Origin of the sequence: Evansella tamaricis, from assembly GCF_019042215.1 — a bacterium.
GTDB classification, from domain to species: Bacteria; Bacillota; Bacilli; order Bacillales; family Salisediminibacteriaceae; genus Evansella; species Evansella tamaricis.
The window spans coordinates 1-15,641 of record NZ_JAHQCS010000083.1; the positions used below are offsets into that span (position 1 = coordinate 1).

Sequence of the window (15,641 nt, forward strand, 5' to 3'; positions counted from 1 at the left end):
GCTTTCCTGTAAAGCACGGAAGGTAATTCTTTCTATCTCTTTCATTGTGATGTTAGGTATGGTATCTTTCATAGTAAGGGTCCTTTCTCTTTGTACAGTTGGTTTCTTGGTCGTTACTTACTATACAAAAAGAGGATCCTTTTTTCATGTGATGTGCTCACACCTACCGCGCTTTCGCTTGGTGTCCTTGGTGACGAGTGGGGAATAAAACCACTTCCCCACTCGTCACCAAGGTTACATATTCTTCCTTAACTTACTTTTTTTCCACCCACAAACATTTTACTCTAACAATTCATACTTTAAAAGCCACAAACTTTACGAAAAAAGCCTTACATTAAAATAAATCTAAAGAGTAAATATCCGCATCCAAACGTTTTATAGGAAGTAATCAGCGGTTGGATAACCGATCACCCAGTCATGGCTATCTGTGACTCTGTGTACCTATCTACGCATCAAGAAAAGAGCAGCAATTCGCTACTCTTTGTAATTCAACCTTATATCTTCACATCAATGTTACCGCCAACATGGGGCCGCACAGACTGCTCCACCGCAGCCATATCTGCGGAGTTCATTAATTTTTGAAGCGCAACTCCCTGCTGCTCCTGATTCCCCAACGCTTTCTTCATGACAGCGATGGATACTTGCTGCTGAATTTGTCCTTGGCTTAACGCCATGGAGATTAAAGGTATATTCATAATATCCCCTTTCGTTCTGTGAAAAATATGGTCTAGTTTTATCTGAAACTGGTTTCACTAGCAAACTTACAACTTTTAGGAAGTTAAAAAAGGCTCAAAAGCAGTTTCTAACTCCCCTCTCCACTTTTTCACATGGGGCAGAAGTGTGAATTGAATGACTTCTTGGACTCTCCCATAATCCTTCGTTTCATAGTAATCAACTACTAACTCCAATATATGGTTAAAATTTTTCGTTGTAGATTCAAGGTCCCCATTGTTCAGTTTCTCTTTAATAGGTTCCAGCGAGTTTTGAATGGTCGTGTAAGCAACTACGACACTTTCAAAGAGTTGGATGGTCTCTTCATACTTCCCGTCCTTAAAAAGCTCGTTGATGTGCTCCAATCCTTCCAGCATCGTATCCGTTAACTCTTTCGTTCTTTTCATGACTTCAATGTATTTATCCATGGTGAACTCCTTTTTTACGTAGCTGTTTTTTGTGAGCAGGTATTTGTTTCTTTTGCAAGTATTGTATAATCTATGGAAGTAATTTTAACACATTCTGCGCCTGCTTGTTTGCCTGGGCGATCATCGCCAAGGCCACTTGGGACAGGATCGATCGTTTTGTGTATTCAATTATCTCCTTCGCCATGTCCGCATCCCGTATACGGGATTCTGCCGCCTGCAAGTTCTCTGAGGTCGTCATTAAGTTCGAAATCGTATGCTCGAGCCGATTATGATAAGCTCCCAACCTCGAGCGTTCCGATGATACCTTTTGAATCGCCACATCTATTCGATCTAGGGCAGCACTGGCTTTTTCATGACTCGTAACGTCTAGATAATGTTCACTATCTGGATCACTGCTGAGCCCCAACCCAACAGAACTCATATTCCCAATAGCTAGTACCATCGTTTGTCCTCCGTTCGCCCCGATCTGAAGTGTGAATTGGGAACTTCCCCCCTCTCCATCACCATTCAGAAGGGAGCGAGTATTAAATTCCGTCCGGCCGCTAATTCCATTGATCTCATCAATCAGTAAGTTTATTTCATTTTGAATCTGTTCCCTATCCGATTCGCTGTATGTATCATTTGCTGCTTGATTGGCAAGCTCCCTGATCCGCTGCAAGATAGCATGGGTTTCATTCAATGCCCCTTCTGCCGTCTGGATCATGGATATTCCATCCTGTGCATTCCGGACCGCCTGATTCAAGCCACGAATTTGTGCCCTCATTTTCTCAGAGATGGCCAACCCTGCTGGATCATCAGCTGCACGGTTAATGCGTTTTCCAGAAGATAACCGTTCCATCGCCCTCATCTGGAGCTTTTGATTCATTAAAAAATGCCTGTGGGCAGTACGTGCAGCTTGAGAAAACGAAACTAGCATAAGGTTGACCTCCTTTCTGTGAGGGGGATTATAGTTTTGTTTTGGAAAAATATATGTATTCTTTGTTTCATAGGTAAGTGATCTTATATGGGCTATAAGGAAAAGAGACCCTAGAAGAACTAGAGTCTCAGATGTGTGTTTTAAATTTACCTGACATACCTGTCACTAACTAACGAAATTATTATCCAAGTAACTGAAGAACAGCTTGTGGAGCTTGGTTAGCTTGTGCAAGCATTGCTTGAGAAGCCTGAGAAAGAATGTTGTTCTTCGTCATTTCCATTACCTCACGAGCCATATCTACGTCACGAATACGAGATTCCGCAGCTTGTAGGTTTTCAGACGACATATTTAAGTTTGAAATTGTATGTTCTAAACGGTTTTGAGAAGCACCAAGAAGAGAACGTTGTTTTGATATATCCTCAATAGATCTATCCATGGTTGAAACCAAATTTTCAAAATTAGCTTTATTTAAGCCATCCGCAGCTTGTAATTTATCAATCGCATCATCAATAGTATCTGATCCATCGTTACTTGTAATATTCCCAATCGTCGATGCATCGTATTTATCAAATGCTATGGAGATTGTTTGATCTGCCCCACCAGTTGTTCCAATCAAGAACGCTGCTGAGGAATCTCCAGTTGCAGTGACAATATCTTGATCATTTAATGCTGTATGCAGATTAGCAACAGTTGCTGTTCCAGTTACTGAAAAACTAACACCAAGTTCATTAAAATCAAAAGTTGTACTTTCTGCAGTTAAAGCGCTCAATGATAACTTTTGTGAAACATCATCACTCTCGCGTGTTAGTGTAATAGTGCCATCAGTTTCATTTGTAGAAATTGTATAAGTTTCATCTGCAAGTGCTCGTGATACATCAAGAGAACTAACTACAGCAGTTCCACCAGCAGTTACACCCACTTTAACATCACTCGACGCATCTACTTTAGCAGATAAATCTCCATTTAAAAGTTTCTTACCGTTAAATTCAGTTGTTTTAGAAATACGGTTAATTTCTGTTTCTAACTCATTTAACTCATCTAAAATTGCAGCTCTATCACTATCATTATTTGTGTCATTTGCACCTTGTACTGCAAGTTCACGCATTCTTTGAGCAATTGAATGTACCTCATTTAAAGCACCTTCTGCTGTCTGAATCATAGAGATACCATCTTGGGCATTTCGAGCTGCTTGATCTAAACCTCGAATTTGTGAACGCATTTTCTCAGAAATTGAAAGACCCGCTGCATCGTCTCCTGCTTTGTTAATACGAAGACCTGATGCCAATTTCTCCATTGCTTTTTGTCCATTAGCTTGGTTTACACCCATTTGACGGAACGTGTTCAATGCTGGGATGTTGTTGTTGATAATCATTGATAAATTCCTCCTTGAATTGTTTTGCTTCCGGCCACATCCTTGTGGGTGGAAGTTTCGTGATTGATCCCTAAGAAAAAAGTCGGCCGCCTTATTCCCTATTGATCATTACACTCGTTATATCGGAAGGATATTGTCAATGTTTAGTATTTTTTATATTTTTTTTGAGAAATTTATCTAGCTTTTTTTCCTTACCAATTGAGTAAAAGTGGAATAATAATCCCCTATCCCTCATACAAGCGTACATATTTGCTCCGTATACTGCAGTTCAATAGCTTGATTGTAATTTCAAGAGTTGGTTTAAGTCTCTCAGACCACCTCTCTAAAAAATTCATTTTTGATTGCTCGATATAGAATATGGATTCGGCTATTTTCTAGAAGCCTTTACGTGTATTCGCCAATTCCCAAGCTTTTTTTGGAATTTTAGTTTCATTAGACTTCTATATATCGTTTTAACTTTCTTCCTGCGTTCTCCTAATCCACTGGTTGATTCTTTGGATATATCCTTTCATATAGCCTAAAGCCATAGTAGTTAATCCACCCTGTGGTAACCTAATTTATTTCTTTGATAATTTGGTGAATATTTCCGCTATGATTCCACGGTTAGTTGTATAAGTTTCTTCTTAAATTTCTTTTTAAACTCAAAGTGTCTTATAGTGTCTTTTTTGCATCCTACTCCAGCTATTGTAGAGTGTTTGCAAAATCCAAGAAACTTTTTGTTTTGTTGTGATTCTCACACTTTTCTGACGGTCCACCATTTAAACTTCCCTTCCAAAAAGTTTGTGATACTCTTCAGTACTCGATTGCCAGCAGTAGTTTTCACATAAATATTGCGGTAAAGTAGACAATTGAAACCTTCCCAATAGTCTCCTCATAACCGGACGTGAACCTCACAGTTCATCCAGCTCCCACTGTTCATCCCTAGGTTTAACGCTTTCAGAGGTTCTTGGTTCAAAATCCAATATAGTTCCCTCTTCCTCCTCTTCAAGTTCACTAGTTGAGAGCTTGCCATTCATATATAAGAATATTACATTGTTAACGAATCCAGAGAAGTTGTTCTTCCATCCCTTTTTATCACAGAACTTTCTCAGTCTCTTTTGTGCGGATTATTTAAGCAAAAACTAATCAATCCTACGTCTTCCCCATGTTCAGAAATCCAATAACATTGGTATTTTTGCTACATTTATAGAAGATTTAACTAAATCACAAAAACAATCGCATTACCAACTTCTGTATATACAGTAGTTTCTGATCCCCACTTCTTCCATAGATGTTCAGCATATATAGAAAAGTTAAACTATTTAGTCTATCAGTACGAATGACACAAGATATACAAACATCACAAAAAACAAAAATGATATATTGTTTTTGAGCTCCGTCAAAACTCAAACATTACTTGATTTGACATAAAATCATTTCTACTTAAGGAAGTTACTTTGTGTAGAGGGTAGCTTCTTATCAACCTCCTATAAAAAAGCTGGAGCCGGATCACGTACTCTTTTCTATTTATCAATGACCCATTTTCATTTACAATATAACTAAACTTAAAGATAGTGTGGTGTTATAGATTTGAATAAAAATATATATTATAACGAAATAAGCTTTATTAGAGCTATTGCTTGTATGTTAGTTCTAATGGTTCACATTACAGCTGATTATTATTACGAAAATGGACAAACTCATGATACTATTAGTTTATTTTTAAATCAATTATCCAGATATGGAACACCCTTATTTGCAGTAGTAAGTGGCTTTTTACTTTTTAACGAGTCATTGAGAGGTACTTATCGGTTACCTAAATTCTTTAGAACAAGACTTACTAAAGTTGTGATTCCTTTTTTAGTGTGGAGTCTTTTCTATTTAGCTGTAATTAGTTATTTTTCACTTCCTAGTTCACTAGAGACTCATCAGATAGCCAATTTTCTATATACTTTTTTCTCCGGTTATCATCACCTTTATTTTATCATTGTGGTTGTTCAATTTTATCTGCTGTTCCCATTGATTCAATTTATTAGATCAGGGTCGATATTTCTTTTAATAACAGGAGTATCTCTAATTATTAATATCCTTTTCCTTACCTACTTTTCCGGGCGAAGCACCAACCTTATTATTGATTTCATTAACAATAGATCATTTTTACTTGCTTGGATATTTTACTTTATGATTGGTGGGGTCTTTGCTCATTACTGGATTGCTATTACATCGTCATTAAAAAGATATTCAAAATTCTCATTCATTGCAATAACACTTTTAATATTTAGTGCCTTTATTGAATATTATTTTTTTGGAGCCTATTCTTCAAGAAGACTTGCTAACCTTGTTAATATTCCACTGCTGTTTCTTTCTTTATCAAGCTTATATTATTTAACAGGAAATTTTAAATCATTTCAGAATGTAATGTTAAGAATAGGTAATCTTTCGATGGGAATTTACTTGGTTCACCCTTTTATCCTATATTTATTTAGAAAATCCGATTTTGTCTCAGGATTTTATCAAAGCACTTTTTGGTTACCTTTACTGTATACAACTGCACTCTTTCTTTCGATTATATTTATAAAACTTATTCAAATAATCCCATTGAGCCAATATATTGTTACTGTACCTAAACCACCCAAAGTAACAATAACACCTGATATACAAATGAAAAAAGAAGCATAGCATTTATCGAGTAGGAGGATAATCATTAGTAGATTATCCTACCTCTTACTTTACTGAACTGGTTTCTTAGATTTGATACTGATAGCTTGTGCGAAGTTCACAAAATACTTTCCCCACCTAATCATAGACAGCCTTGGTTTGAACATATATCCCAGAAAATCAAAGGATTGTTATCATGGTCTTCTTTCCCGTCCACATCCTTACAATATATAATTCTTGTCTAGGAAGAAAGAAGGTCGAGTTTACATTCGTTCATTCTCTAGCTTAATAATTTGAGTAATTTTACTTGCTTCATCCTCTGTATTGCAGTAGATGACTGCATCATCTGCATATCTCTCGAATGGATTGAATGGGAGGTTAGTGCCTCCCATTTATCAAGATCTTCTACTAGTAGATTTAGTTAATTGTTACTTAGTTTGGAGAGAGAAGAGAAATTTACGCCTTGTGGATAGCCAACTCCTGTTGGATAAACTTTCCTATCAATGGAACCCCCCCTTCTTTAGAACTTTGGAATAAACTTTAGAGCGATTTGGTCGTTGATATGTTCCTTACGGACTTCCATGGGTTCTGCTGACTCCTTACAATTCATCAACAACATCACTGTCTCAATTGTTCCTGTGGTATATTTTCCCCCTCTTATCGGCAATCCTTGTAAGACCTTCTCAGGTAAGACTTATAAACTTCTTCCCAAATAACTGCAAAATTTACTGTAAGAAATCTCGGTTAGTATTGAATTTCGCTTTATTATGCAAACTCAAACGTTCCTATTCATCCTAATAAAGTTCTGTTCGTCAGTTCGGGATTTTACCTCCGTATTCCTTCACATTCCATCTTCAGATGGACACCTTTGCCATTGACTAATAGTTCCTACTGCCAAGACTTTAATGGACTTTCAACACCAAGTAGTAGCGTATGCCGGGTACACATAAAAAAAAGGAAGGAAAATATATTTTCCTTCCTTTTTGACCCCCATAAAGTAAACGGAGCCAGCGTACTATATATTAGTTAAAAAATCACAAGACTACTTAAAATAAAATTACTATATTAACTCACGGGGAATCTATTTTTCCCAAGACAGTATCTACCGGTGTGCCTCTACCCAGCCTTTGCGGATGGCGGTGACCATGGCGTCAGTGCGGTCGTTGGCTTGCATTTTCTTCAGTAAATGGCTGATGATCGTGCTGACGGTGGATGGGGCTAAATATAATAATTCTGCAATTCGTCGGTTGTTGTGACCATCTAATATGAATTGAAGGACGTCTTGCTCGTTTTGCGATAAAACAGATGCGACCAGGTTCCGGTTTAGGACGAGTTTTTTAATGGGTTTGTCTTTCATTTTTTTACGTTCAATTTCATGAACGAGTTCGCGGTGAAAGGTAGGTTCCAAAAAGACACCTTTCTGTTTCAGAATTTGTATAACTTGTGTGAAATGAGATTCCAAGTACGATAAAGTGACAATTCCACTGATAGGAAAAGCGAGGTAATGGAACAAATCCTTCTCCGAACAGTTTCTATGTACGAGAATGATCGGTAGTTTTTTTTCGGAAGTTAAATTTGTGCTGGATTCCAGTAATTCCTCAAGGGATTGAACAGATTTTCGGTCATACCCATCAACAAAATAAAACAAGTACTCACAAGTTCCTAGGTTGTCTGACGTGATCGTTGTTTGTCTTAAAATACTTCCTTCTGTAAATGTTCCCATCAGGAGGTTGATTGTTTCAGGTGATACATGATTTTCCCGATCAAAGAAGAGGATCTTATGTTGTTGGGTTCTTGTTTGTTCTTTTGTAATCGTAAGCATAAACGTTCTCCCCTTCACATGTTTTCTTTTTTAGTTTTATACTTTTTTAGTTAAAAAAATTTAGTTTTATACTAATCTAGTTTAATAATTACATAATGTTACACATTTCTACAAGATTCGATAGTCATTTTTTTATTGGTAAATTGCAAGTGTTTAGTCATTTTTTGGGTGAATTTGTTTCACTATATAGAACGATAGGCGGAAAAAAATAGATAATTTTGCCAATACTATTTTTCCGTGATTGCTAACGGTTTAAATTTGTTTACCTATTTTTTCACAGTCTCCGATAATTGCTTCAGTAAGTCTAAAGAACCCTTTGCTGCGGCTTCACTGTTTTCTTGCTGAATCGCTAAATAAATTTCTTTCCGATGAATGTCGATATTCCTTGGGGCATTGATCCCAAGTTTCACTTGATCACCTTCCACACCGAGAATAGTAACTTCGATGTCGTCGCCAATCTTGATCGATTCATTCCATTTCCTGGTCAGAACGAGCATCGTTACCCCTCCTCGCCTGCTGCCACCGGTGTCACAAGGGCATGCTTTGTGTGATAATCTGTTTCACTTAATACAATTTGTTTCCCCTTTTGTTTCTTGCTGTTGATGATGATCGGTCCGCGCAAGTTCACGGTGGATTCCTTTAACGTGTCCCTCAGGGTGATGATGGTAAACAATGCCACATCTTCTTCCGCTTCAATCTCTAACTGCTCGATAACAGCGTCGGAGAGTTTGGCCTGATAGTCTGGGAAAAAAGAGAATGGTGTCATAACCATAAAGGCAAGTCCAGGTGTGTGAATCGCTTGAAGAAGATAAAACGGACTTGGTTCTTCACTAAATGGCAAAAGGATAAATTCTTTTTCCGTTTCAAAACTGGGTATTCCTTGGTCAAAATGAATGATATTTTTCGGATTAATTTCCACTTCTCCTGAATACTTTGTTTCAATTTTCAACGTCATCACTCCGTCTGTTTCACAATTAGCTGTAAATGTCAATTTTTTGATTATTATAGGTGATCATAGCAAAATATGTCATTTTGTGTTATTAACTCTTATTGTAACACGTTTTTGGCGACTTTAGAGTGATTATTTTCAAAACTAAGGAATTTTTTTCATATTTTTATACAGTTATATCGGTAAAATACTCTTATGTATTTGGATAAAAAAGGAATTTGGTAGTCTATTAGTATGGTATAAGGTGTGGACAAGAAAAAGCCCCCTCTTGATGTTGCTTCCTAAAAGTTAGGTTCTCATTTTAACTTAAAGGGGGAACAGCACCTATTTGGGGGCTAATTACTTATTGATAGCATCTTAATTAAAGTTGCTTGTTTACTGATTCATCTTGTACGGAATAGGTAATCCAATTCTTCTGTTGCAGATATGCGTTGGCTTCCCATCTCGGAATCTGGATCTTTGGCTCAACTGGGTCGAAACGAATAGTGGGGTCGGGCCAAGAGACATCCACTGCAATGGAAGAAGGAACATAATGAAACTGGACTTTGAATGCATTTTCCGGTATCGTGCCGTAATTGACAGAGGGCAATTGACGCTCCCCATTCTCGCGGGCAAGATGTGGCAGCACATTTTGTCCAGTTTCAATTTTCTTCATTTGTTCCCCTTGTCTCACCGTTTTCGCAATGTATTGAAATATGGATTGCCTTGCTTGTCCAGTGCGTTCCAATCCTTGCCTAAGAGGACCTTTCAAACCGGCATCCGCAAACGCCTCCGTTTGATCGATATATAATTGAGAGGCGGTCTTACTAATCTGAAGACTTCCGGACAATTCCTGTTTTAACGACATCCGTGCTTGTTCTTGTTTGATGGACATGGGGGGCTTATGATGCTGAATCCCTATTTCTGCTCTCCCGGTTTGAATCGATAGCTTTGGTAGATTCATGGTAACCATCCCTTCCGTCAAATAAAACAAATTAGTGTTTTGGGTCTTGAGGTTTTAGGGGGCGTTCGGGTCTTGGTTTTGGCGTTTTTGGGGAAGTGTTTATAGCCAAGATAAGTTATCATGACACAATAGTCGGTGAGTAATCGTACGCGTTCATGGCTCCTTCATGAACGCGTCAACTTTTTCCATATCAACTTCAAGCGTTTATCTCAAGAAATCCATCAACGTTGGTTGCAGAATCCGTGATGTGGATGACAATGCGGCACGGTGGATGTTTTCGGCTGTCAGCAAATCGGTGATGACCTTCTCGATGTCGGCATCTTCGTTGTCGGAGAGGACACGTTTAGCAATGACTTCCTGCTCTTTGATTCTAGAGTCGATGAGTTCCACCCGGTTGTACCGTGCCCCTAATTCCGCCCGCTCGTTTACGGTCTTGTTGATCTGGTGGTCCAGATTCGCAAGCATTCCTGTTAATTCCGTGGCAGTGGCAGACGGATCTTCCAATGCCTTTTCCAGTTGAATGAGGTCTCCAAAAAAGTCGCTGGAGAACACATTCCCGGGATTGATGTTAACGGGGATGTTCACACCCTTCATTAACTCGATATTCACATTCTCCGTGTTGGTGGACACCGCTCCTTTATAAGAAACGACCACTTGACGCTCTTGCAAGTTCGTCGTATCAGTTACCGTTTCCCCTTGTTTATTCACATACGTATGGGAATGGACAAGGGATTGGTTCTCGCCGGCAGGCCCCGAGATGGTTAGTGTTTTGTTCGGATCCGAGACACTTCGATACACATACTCATCACCTTGTTTTTCCGAAAGTTCGTAACGGGCGCTGTTAAATGTCAGTTCATGGGTCGTGGTCCCTGGGGCGATTTCGCCGTCCGGGAGTGCTCCAAGTTCTGCGGCCACGGCTCCAAATCCCACGTCCATCTGTTTCTCGTCTAATGGTGGGTTGGTGGTATTGGTGCCGTTGAAGATGTATTTGTTGTTGGTCTTCGTATTGGCCAGTCCCATGAGATGTTCGCGCAGTTGTTTGACTTCTTTGGCGATGTTGGCGCGCTGGGTGTCCTCGTATGTATCGTTGGACGCCTGTACGGTGAGTTCGCGAACGCGTTGCAGGGCATGGGTCACTTCATTCAAGGTCGCGTCGGCGTTATCCATCCAGTTGTACACTTCGGAAAGGTTCCGGTTGAACTGGCCCACTTCCACCACCTGGGTGCGGTAGCGCATGCCGTTCATGGCGACGACGGGATCCTGGGAGGCGCGGGAGATTTTTTTCCCGGTTGCCAGCTGGTCCTGGAGGGTATTCAATGTCTGATAGCTCTGGCTCAAATAGCGCAGGGAGCTTTGGGTCAACATGGATTGTGTTACTCGCATATCCTTCACCTTCTTTTGAAAAATCGAGTCGTAACTCTTTGAAACTTTGTCTATTCGTTAAGGGAATTCACTGTCATTGTTAACAGGACGGTGCCCTTTTTTCACACTTTATCTATCGTCCGCCAATGCCCATTCCGTTGATAATCCGGTCGAGCATTTCATCCATAACGGTAATCCCGCGGGCTGCGGCGTTATATGCATGCTGGAATTGGATAAGGTTCGTCATTTCTTCATCCAGAGATACGCCGCTAATGGACTGGCGCCGCTCCTCCACGGAATCGCGAAGGGTCTGGGAATTCTTCGTCATCCGCTCTGCTTCACTCGTCTTAACGGCCATTTCCCCAATGATTCCTTGGTAGAAGGATTGGACATTGGTTCTTGTGCCGCCAAACTGCAAGGTCGCGTCCTTCACTTTAGAGAGGGCGAGGGCATTCGAGCCATCTCCAGAGAAGGCTTCCGTCAGCGGAATGCCTCCGTTTCCTGTTGCGGCACCGGATGCAGCGATGTTGTTTAAACTGGCATAGATGTCTGCACTAATTTGAATTCGTTGCGCTGCCCCTTTGATGTTTCCGTTGGTGCCGAATGGATCGCCGTTAGGTCCCGTCCCACCGGTTGCATACGTGAAGAACTGGTATCCTTCCCCGCCATTCGCTTTTTCCCCGGCTGTGATCTCGGACAGGCTCCATCCTGAGCTATGCACTTTATTGAACTCTTCCACAAAGGTATGAACCATCAGATCCAGTTGGGCCATCATTTCTGGATAAAGACCCTTTTCCTCACCATTTTTCCCAAAATATCCGTATGCTTCAATCGACGCCATGAGCGCCCCCGGGGACCGGAAATCTTCTAAACTGGCAAAATGGAACACGCCGCCTCTGTCCTTGAGATCTTTCACATCTTCAAGACCTTCTAGTGCCCGCGGTTTGGCGATAAACATTCCATCCACAAGACCGCTGTTTTCGTCATAGGAAATGTGAAGTTCATTCGCTTCTAATCGTGAGCCGTCCACAAGGGTCACGCCTAAATCTCTGCCATGTTCATCCAACAGTTTTACGGTATAACGTCCGTCGGCAATGTCCTTGGCCAATCCACCGCTCCCCACTTGTTCCACGGAGATATTCATATAATTCGAGAGTTCATCCACAAGGAGATCTCGCTGATCATAGAGATCATTGGACAAGTATCCGTGCGGTTCCACCGCTGCGATCTGTTTGTTGATATTATTGATCTGCCTTAGGAGGGAATTGATATTATTTTGCTGTACCTCAATTTGGCTTTTCTGATCATGCTGAACCGCCAAAAGAGAATTGTATGTATAGTTGAAAGTATCGGCAAGGGCTACTCCATTTTGCAGGACGACCGACCGGGCCCCTGCATCTTCAGGATGAACGGATAGGTCCTGGAGTGACTGCCAAAACTTGTCCATCATGTTTGCAATCCCGTTTTCCGTAGGCTCATTCATGATATCTTCCATTTTAACGAGGGCTTGGTGCTGCTGTTTCCAGTACCCAAGCTTATTGTTTTCCCCGCGGTACTGTGTATCTAAAAAGGCCTGACGAATCCGCTGCACTTCTCCAGCTTGAACGCCTGATCCAATCTGTCCAGGGATCATTGGTTTGTTAAAGGCAGGGCTCGGGAAGGCTTCCGTTGGTGTCAGATTCACCCTTTGTCTCGAGTAACCAGGTGTATTTGCATTTGCAATATTGTGCCCCGTTGTCTGTATTGCCGTCTGTTGCGTATTGATCGCCCGGCGGAACGTTTCTAAACCGTGAAACGTGGACTTCATTGCATCTTCCTCCAATCCTTTTTGAAAAACAGAGTTGTCGTGGTGCGTGCGATAGGTTTGTTGATGTGATCTTTTCGTTTTTCACCATTGAATCCGTAATTCCCGTCCCGTAGTCGATGGTGGGTAATCTTGATAAGTTATTTACGGTAATTAAGCTTTTTAAGCTATTTGAGTTTTTATTAAGCAATTTAAGCGGTTTAATCAATTTAAGCTTTCGAATTCGGGCTAATACACCCGAATTCAATACTGGCTTTGTAATCCATTTTAGTTGTGGAATGCTAGCTTTGTAATCTAGTTGAGCCATCTCAGCCGATTAGGGCTACTACTTAAACCGCATCCCGACTTTCTAATCTAGCTGGGCCATCTCAGCCGATTAGGGCTATGGCTGGAACCGTATGTTTACTTTATAATTTAGTTGAGCCATCTCACCAGTGCTATGCCTTCGAATCAAACAGAGGGCGGGTTCCTGATCCTAAATCATCGTCCTCCCCGGTTTTCCCACTCGGGCGATGATAGTTTCCAAATTGTTGCTGCGGTTGCACTGTTTCAAGGGAAATGTTCACAAAACGTAACGATTCCTCAATCAACTGCTGATTTAATTCGTTTTGCTCTTTTAGTTTCTTAATTTCCATGACGAGACGCTGTTGCCAATGCTGAAGTTCCTTTCGCTCCTCTTCGGGAAAAAATTGAAGTAAAGCGTCCATCGTTATGTCCTCTTTCACAAGTCCCTTTTCTTCCATCCACGTCTTTACCGCATGCTGCCGCGTCGTCTCTAATTTTCTTAGCTGTTGAATCAGGGCAGACTCTTCCTTCATAACCTTTTCAAGTCCAGGTATATCACCTTTTTTCACCGCTTCTTGTTTTTGCAGCGCCTTATCATTAAAGCGTTCATGAAGTGCCGTCATCGCCTGAAATATCGTTATCAGTTCCTGAGTTTTCTTTTCCACTATCATCACACCCCTCTCCGTTTTTACGTATTATATTTCATTCTGTTGTTTTGATGTTGCCAAGCTAAGCTCTCTAGGAAAGCTTTTTTCCCCTTATTTGTTTAGCTTGGTTTTCGGTGCCCCTATCAATTATTCCAGTAATCGTAAAACTTTTTCGCAACCTCTCTGGCATTTACTTCATATGTTCCGTTTTCAATTTTAGCTTTTACTTGATCAACCTTTTCCTGTCTCTCCGCACTGAACTTTGAAGATTCCTGCATTTTCTTTGCCTCCAAAGAGATATCAAGACGATCTTGATTTTTACTCGTCGCTACTTTTTTCTTTCCCCCAACTTCCTGCGCTTTCTGATACGCATGAACGGAATGCATTGGATTAATTTTCATCCTAATTTCCCCCTTTCATCAAACCGGCTGCAGCACCACCGTTTTCACAGATACCTTCGCCCTCGGTTCTTCGTGCTCGAATATGTCCCACTCTATCAGTCATCTCTTCATTATATCGGCAGTTGACCACGAATGTTTAGTGAAAACAATCCAAGTGTTTATCTTCCTCGCTTTATCCGGTCTTCCAGTGAGTGATACGTCTGAATTTTTTCCCGCTCCCGCTGTTTCTGACGATCTTGAAATGCAGATTCTTTCGATAATTGATCCAATCCAGACCTCAATTCCTTACGACATGATTCACAAATTCGACCTTCCTTGATGAATGTTCCACACTTTTCACATGGAAAACCAAGGTTCGGGAACTGCGCAAGGAGAATTCTACCTTCCCGGATAAACTGGTAAATGAGATCCTTCTTCACCTCAGTTGCTTCGTGAACTTCATCCACGGTCGCCATCCGGTTCTCCCGCCTGCGAATAAAATTGTGCACCGTCTTAAATTTATTCTCAACCTCACTAAAACAGTTATTACAAACTCCCCTTAAAGCCCGGATAAACAACTTCCCACAATTAGGGCAATTCTCCAATTCGTTCATTGCTTCTTCCTCCCAAAATGATCCTTTTCTATTATATCGACAACTTTCCCGGAAGAATTAGCTTTTACAAAAAAAGTTTTGGAGTTTTGCAACACACCACCAGTGTGCCTTTTCTGCGTGCATTCGGTTTGGACCATTCAACACGATTTCTTCTTCTGTCATTTGTCCGAGTTTGGGCTTGATTCGGACAATTCAGTTTCGATTTTCTCTCCATTTGTCCGAACTAGAGCTTGGTTCGGACAATTGAGTATTGACTTCCTCTCCATTTGTCCGAACTGGAGCTTGGTTCGGACAATTGATGACGACTTTACCCTCCATTTGTCCGAACTGGAGCTTGGTTCGGACAATTCAGTATCGATTTCCTCTCCATTTGTCCGAACTTGGGCTTGATTCGGACAATTGATGACGACTTTCCTCTCCATTTGTCCGAACTTGGGCTTGGTTCGGACAATTGAGTTTTGATTTCCTCTCCATTTGTCCGAGCTTGGGCTTGATTCGGACAATTGAGTTTTGATTTCCTCTCCATTTGTCCGAACTTGGGCTTGGTTCGGACAATTCAGTTTCGATTCACCCTCCTTTTGTCCGAACTGGAGCTTGCTTCGGACAATTGATGACGACTTTACCCTCCATTTGTCCGAACTGGAGCTTGGTTCGGACAATTGATGACGACTTTACCCTCCATTTGTCCGAACTGGAGCTTGGTTCGGACAATTGATGACGACTTTCCTCTCCATTTGTCCGAACTTGGGCTTGATTCGGACAATTGAGTAT

16 protein-coding genes are annotated in these 15,641 nt (G+C 40.8%); 1 reads left to right on the top strand and 15 read right to left on the bottom strand.

The genetic code is table 11. From position 1 onward, the window contains the following. Positions 1–494: 494 nt before the first annotated feature. From KS419_RS08405 to KS419_RS08420, 4 genes are all read right to left on the bottom strand, one after another. On the bottom strand, positions 495–695 hold the full coding sequence (locus KS419_RS08405; RefSeq protein WP_217065790.1) for a YjfB family protein: 201 nt from the start codon (positions 693–695) through the stop codon (positions 495–497). A gap of 75 nt (positions 696–770) precedes the next feature. After that, positions 771–1,139 carry a DUF8042 domain-containing protein gene (locus KS419_RS08410; RefSeq protein ID WP_217065792.1) on the bottom strand — a complete coding sequence of 123 codons (369 nt, stop codon included), beginning with the start codon at positions 1,137–1,139 and terminating at the stop codon, positions 771–773. A gap of 70 nt (positions 1,140–1,209) precedes the next feature. Further along, positions 1,210–2,055, bottom strand: a complete 846-nt coding sequence (locus KS419_RS08415; RefSeq protein ID WP_217065794.1) for a flagellin N-terminal helical domain-containing protein — start codon at positions 2,053–2,055, stop codon at positions 1,210–1,212. A 181-nt stretch (positions 2,056–2,236) separates the two neighbouring features. Then, on the bottom strand, positions 2,237–3,427 hold the full coding sequence (locus KS419_RS08420; RefSeq protein WP_217065795.1) for a flagellin N-terminal helical domain-containing protein: 1,191 nt from the start codon (positions 3,425–3,427) through the stop codon (positions 2,237–2,239). A gap of 1,569 nt (positions 3,428–4,996) precedes the next feature. On the opposite strand from KS419_RS08420, the gene KS419_RS08425 reads away from it, so the two are divergent. Further along, positions 4,997–6,085 (top strand): acyltransferase, encoded by a 1,089-nt coding sequence (locus KS419_RS08425; RefSeq protein ID WP_217065796.1) that lies wholly within the window; start codon positions 4,997–4,999, stop codon positions 6,083–6,085. Between the two features lie 242 nt (positions 6,086–6,327). Here KS419_RS08425 and KS419_RS25180 read toward each other — a convergent pair whose 3' ends face one another. The 11 genes from KS419_RS25180 to KS419_RS08475 all read right to left on the bottom strand — a co-directional run. Beyond that, positions 6,328–6,456, bottom strand: coding sequence for a hypothetical protein (locus KS419_RS25180; protein WP_281419780.1), 129 nt, complete (start codon positions 6,454–6,456; stop codon positions 6,328–6,330). Positions 6,457–7,166: 710 nt separating this feature from the next. Then, positions 7,167–7,886 carry a response regulator transcription factor gene (locus KS419_RS08430; RefSeq protein WP_217065797.1) on the bottom strand — a complete coding sequence of 240 codons (720 nt, stop codon included), beginning with the start codon at positions 7,884–7,886 and terminating at the stop codon, positions 7,167–7,169. Between the two features lie 266 nt (positions 7,887–8,152). Beyond that, entirely contained in the window at positions 8,153–8,383 is a 231-nt protein-coding gene (gene csrA, locus KS419_RS08435; RefSeq protein WP_217065798.1) for a carbon storage regulator CsrA, read from the bottom strand. Between the two features lie 2 nt (positions 8,384–8,385). Further along, a complete protein-coding gene (fliW, locus tag KS419_RS08440) occupies positions 8,386–8,835 on the bottom strand; it encodes a flagellar assembly protein FliW (RefSeq protein ID WP_217065799.1) in 450 nt (149 codons plus the stop codon). A gap of 361 nt (positions 8,836–9,196) precedes the next feature. Beyond that, entirely contained in the window at positions 9,197–9,778 is a 582-nt protein-coding gene (locus tag KS419_RS08445; protein ID WP_217065800.1) for a DUF6470 family protein, read from the bottom strand. 204 nt (positions 9,779–9,982) lie between these two features. After that, on the bottom strand, positions 9,983–11,161 hold the full coding sequence (gene flgL, locus KS419_RS08450) for a flagellar hook-associated protein FlgL (RefSeq protein WP_217065802.1): 1,179 nt from the start codon (positions 11,159–11,161) through the stop codon (positions 9,983–9,985). A 112-nt stretch (positions 11,162–11,273) separates the two neighbouring features. Further along, positions 11,274–12,947 carry a flagellar hook-associated protein FlgK gene (gene flgK, locus KS419_RS08455; RefSeq protein ID WP_217065804.1) on the bottom strand — a complete coding sequence of 558 codons (1,674 nt, stop codon included), beginning with the start codon at positions 12,945–12,947 and terminating at the stop codon, positions 11,274–11,276. Between the two features lie 434 nt (positions 12,948–13,381). Beyond that, entirely contained in the window at positions 13,382–13,894 is a 513-nt protein-coding gene (locus KS419_RS08460) for a flagellar protein FlgN (RefSeq protein WP_217065805.1), read from the bottom strand. 125 nt (positions 13,895–14,019) lie between these two features. Beyond that, positions 14,020–14,277 (bottom strand): flagellar biosynthesis anti-sigma factor FlgM, encoded by a 258-nt coding sequence (gene flgM, locus KS419_RS08465; RefSeq protein WP_217065807.1) that lies wholly within the window; start codon positions 14,275–14,277, stop codon positions 14,020–14,022. Positions 14,278–14,435: 158 nt separating this feature from the next. Beyond that, complete coding sequence (locus tag KS419_RS08470) at positions 14,436–14,870, bottom strand: TIGR03826 family flagellar region protein (RefSeq protein ID WP_217065809.1); 435 nt, start codon at positions 14,868–14,870, stop codon at positions 14,436–14,438. Positions 14,871–15,437: 567 nt separating this feature from the next. Further along, on the bottom strand, positions 15,438–15,641 hold a 204-nt coding region (locus tag KS419_RS08475), incomplete at its 5' end, for a hypothetical protein (RefSeq protein WP_425514151.1).

Coding starts and splice junctions, on each gene's coding strand:
- KS419_RS08405 (WP_217065790.1), bottom strand. CDS start 695: ATGAATATACCTTTAATCTCCATGGCGTTAAGCCAAGGACAAATTCAG.
- KS419_RS08410 (WP_217065792.1), bottom strand. CDS start 1,139: ATGGATAAATACATTGAAGTCATGAAAAGAACGAAAGAGTTAACGGAT.
- KS419_RS08415 (WP_217065794.1), bottom strand. CDS start 2,055: ATGCTAGTTTCGTTTTCTCAAGCTGCACGTACTGCCCACAGGCATTTT.
- KS419_RS08420 (WP_217065795.1), bottom strand. CDS start 3,427: ATGATTATCAACAACAACATCCCAGCATTGAACACGTTCCGTCAAATG.
- KS419_RS25180 (WP_281419780.1), bottom strand. CDS start 6,456: ATGGGAGGCACTAACCTCCCATTCAATCCATTCGAGAGATATGCAGAT.
- KS419_RS08430 (WP_217065797.1), bottom strand. CDS start 7,886: ATGCTTACGATTACAAAAGAACAAACAAGAACCCAACAACATAAGATC.
- csrA (WP_217065798.1), bottom strand. CDS start 8,383: ATGCTCGTTCTGACCAGGAAATGGAATGAATCGATCAAGATTGGCGAC.
- KS419_RS08445 (WP_217065800.1), bottom strand. CDS start 9,778: ATGAATCTACCAAAGCTATCGATTCAAACCGGGAGAGCAGAAATAGGG.
- flgL (WP_217065802.1), bottom strand. CDS start 11,161: ATGCGAGTAACACAATCCATGTTGACCCAAAGCTCCCTGCGCTATTTG.
- flgK (WP_217065804.1), bottom strand. CDS start 12,947: ATGAAGTCCACGTTTCACGGTTTAGAAACGTTCCGCCGGGCGATCAAT.
- flgM (WP_217065807.1), bottom strand. CDS start 14,277: ATGAAAATTAATCCAATGCATTCCGTTCATGCGTATCAGAAAGCGCAG.
- KS419_RS08470 (WP_217065809.1), bottom strand. CDS start 14,870: ATGAACGAATTGGAGAATTGCCCTAATTGTGGGAAGTTGTTTATCCGG.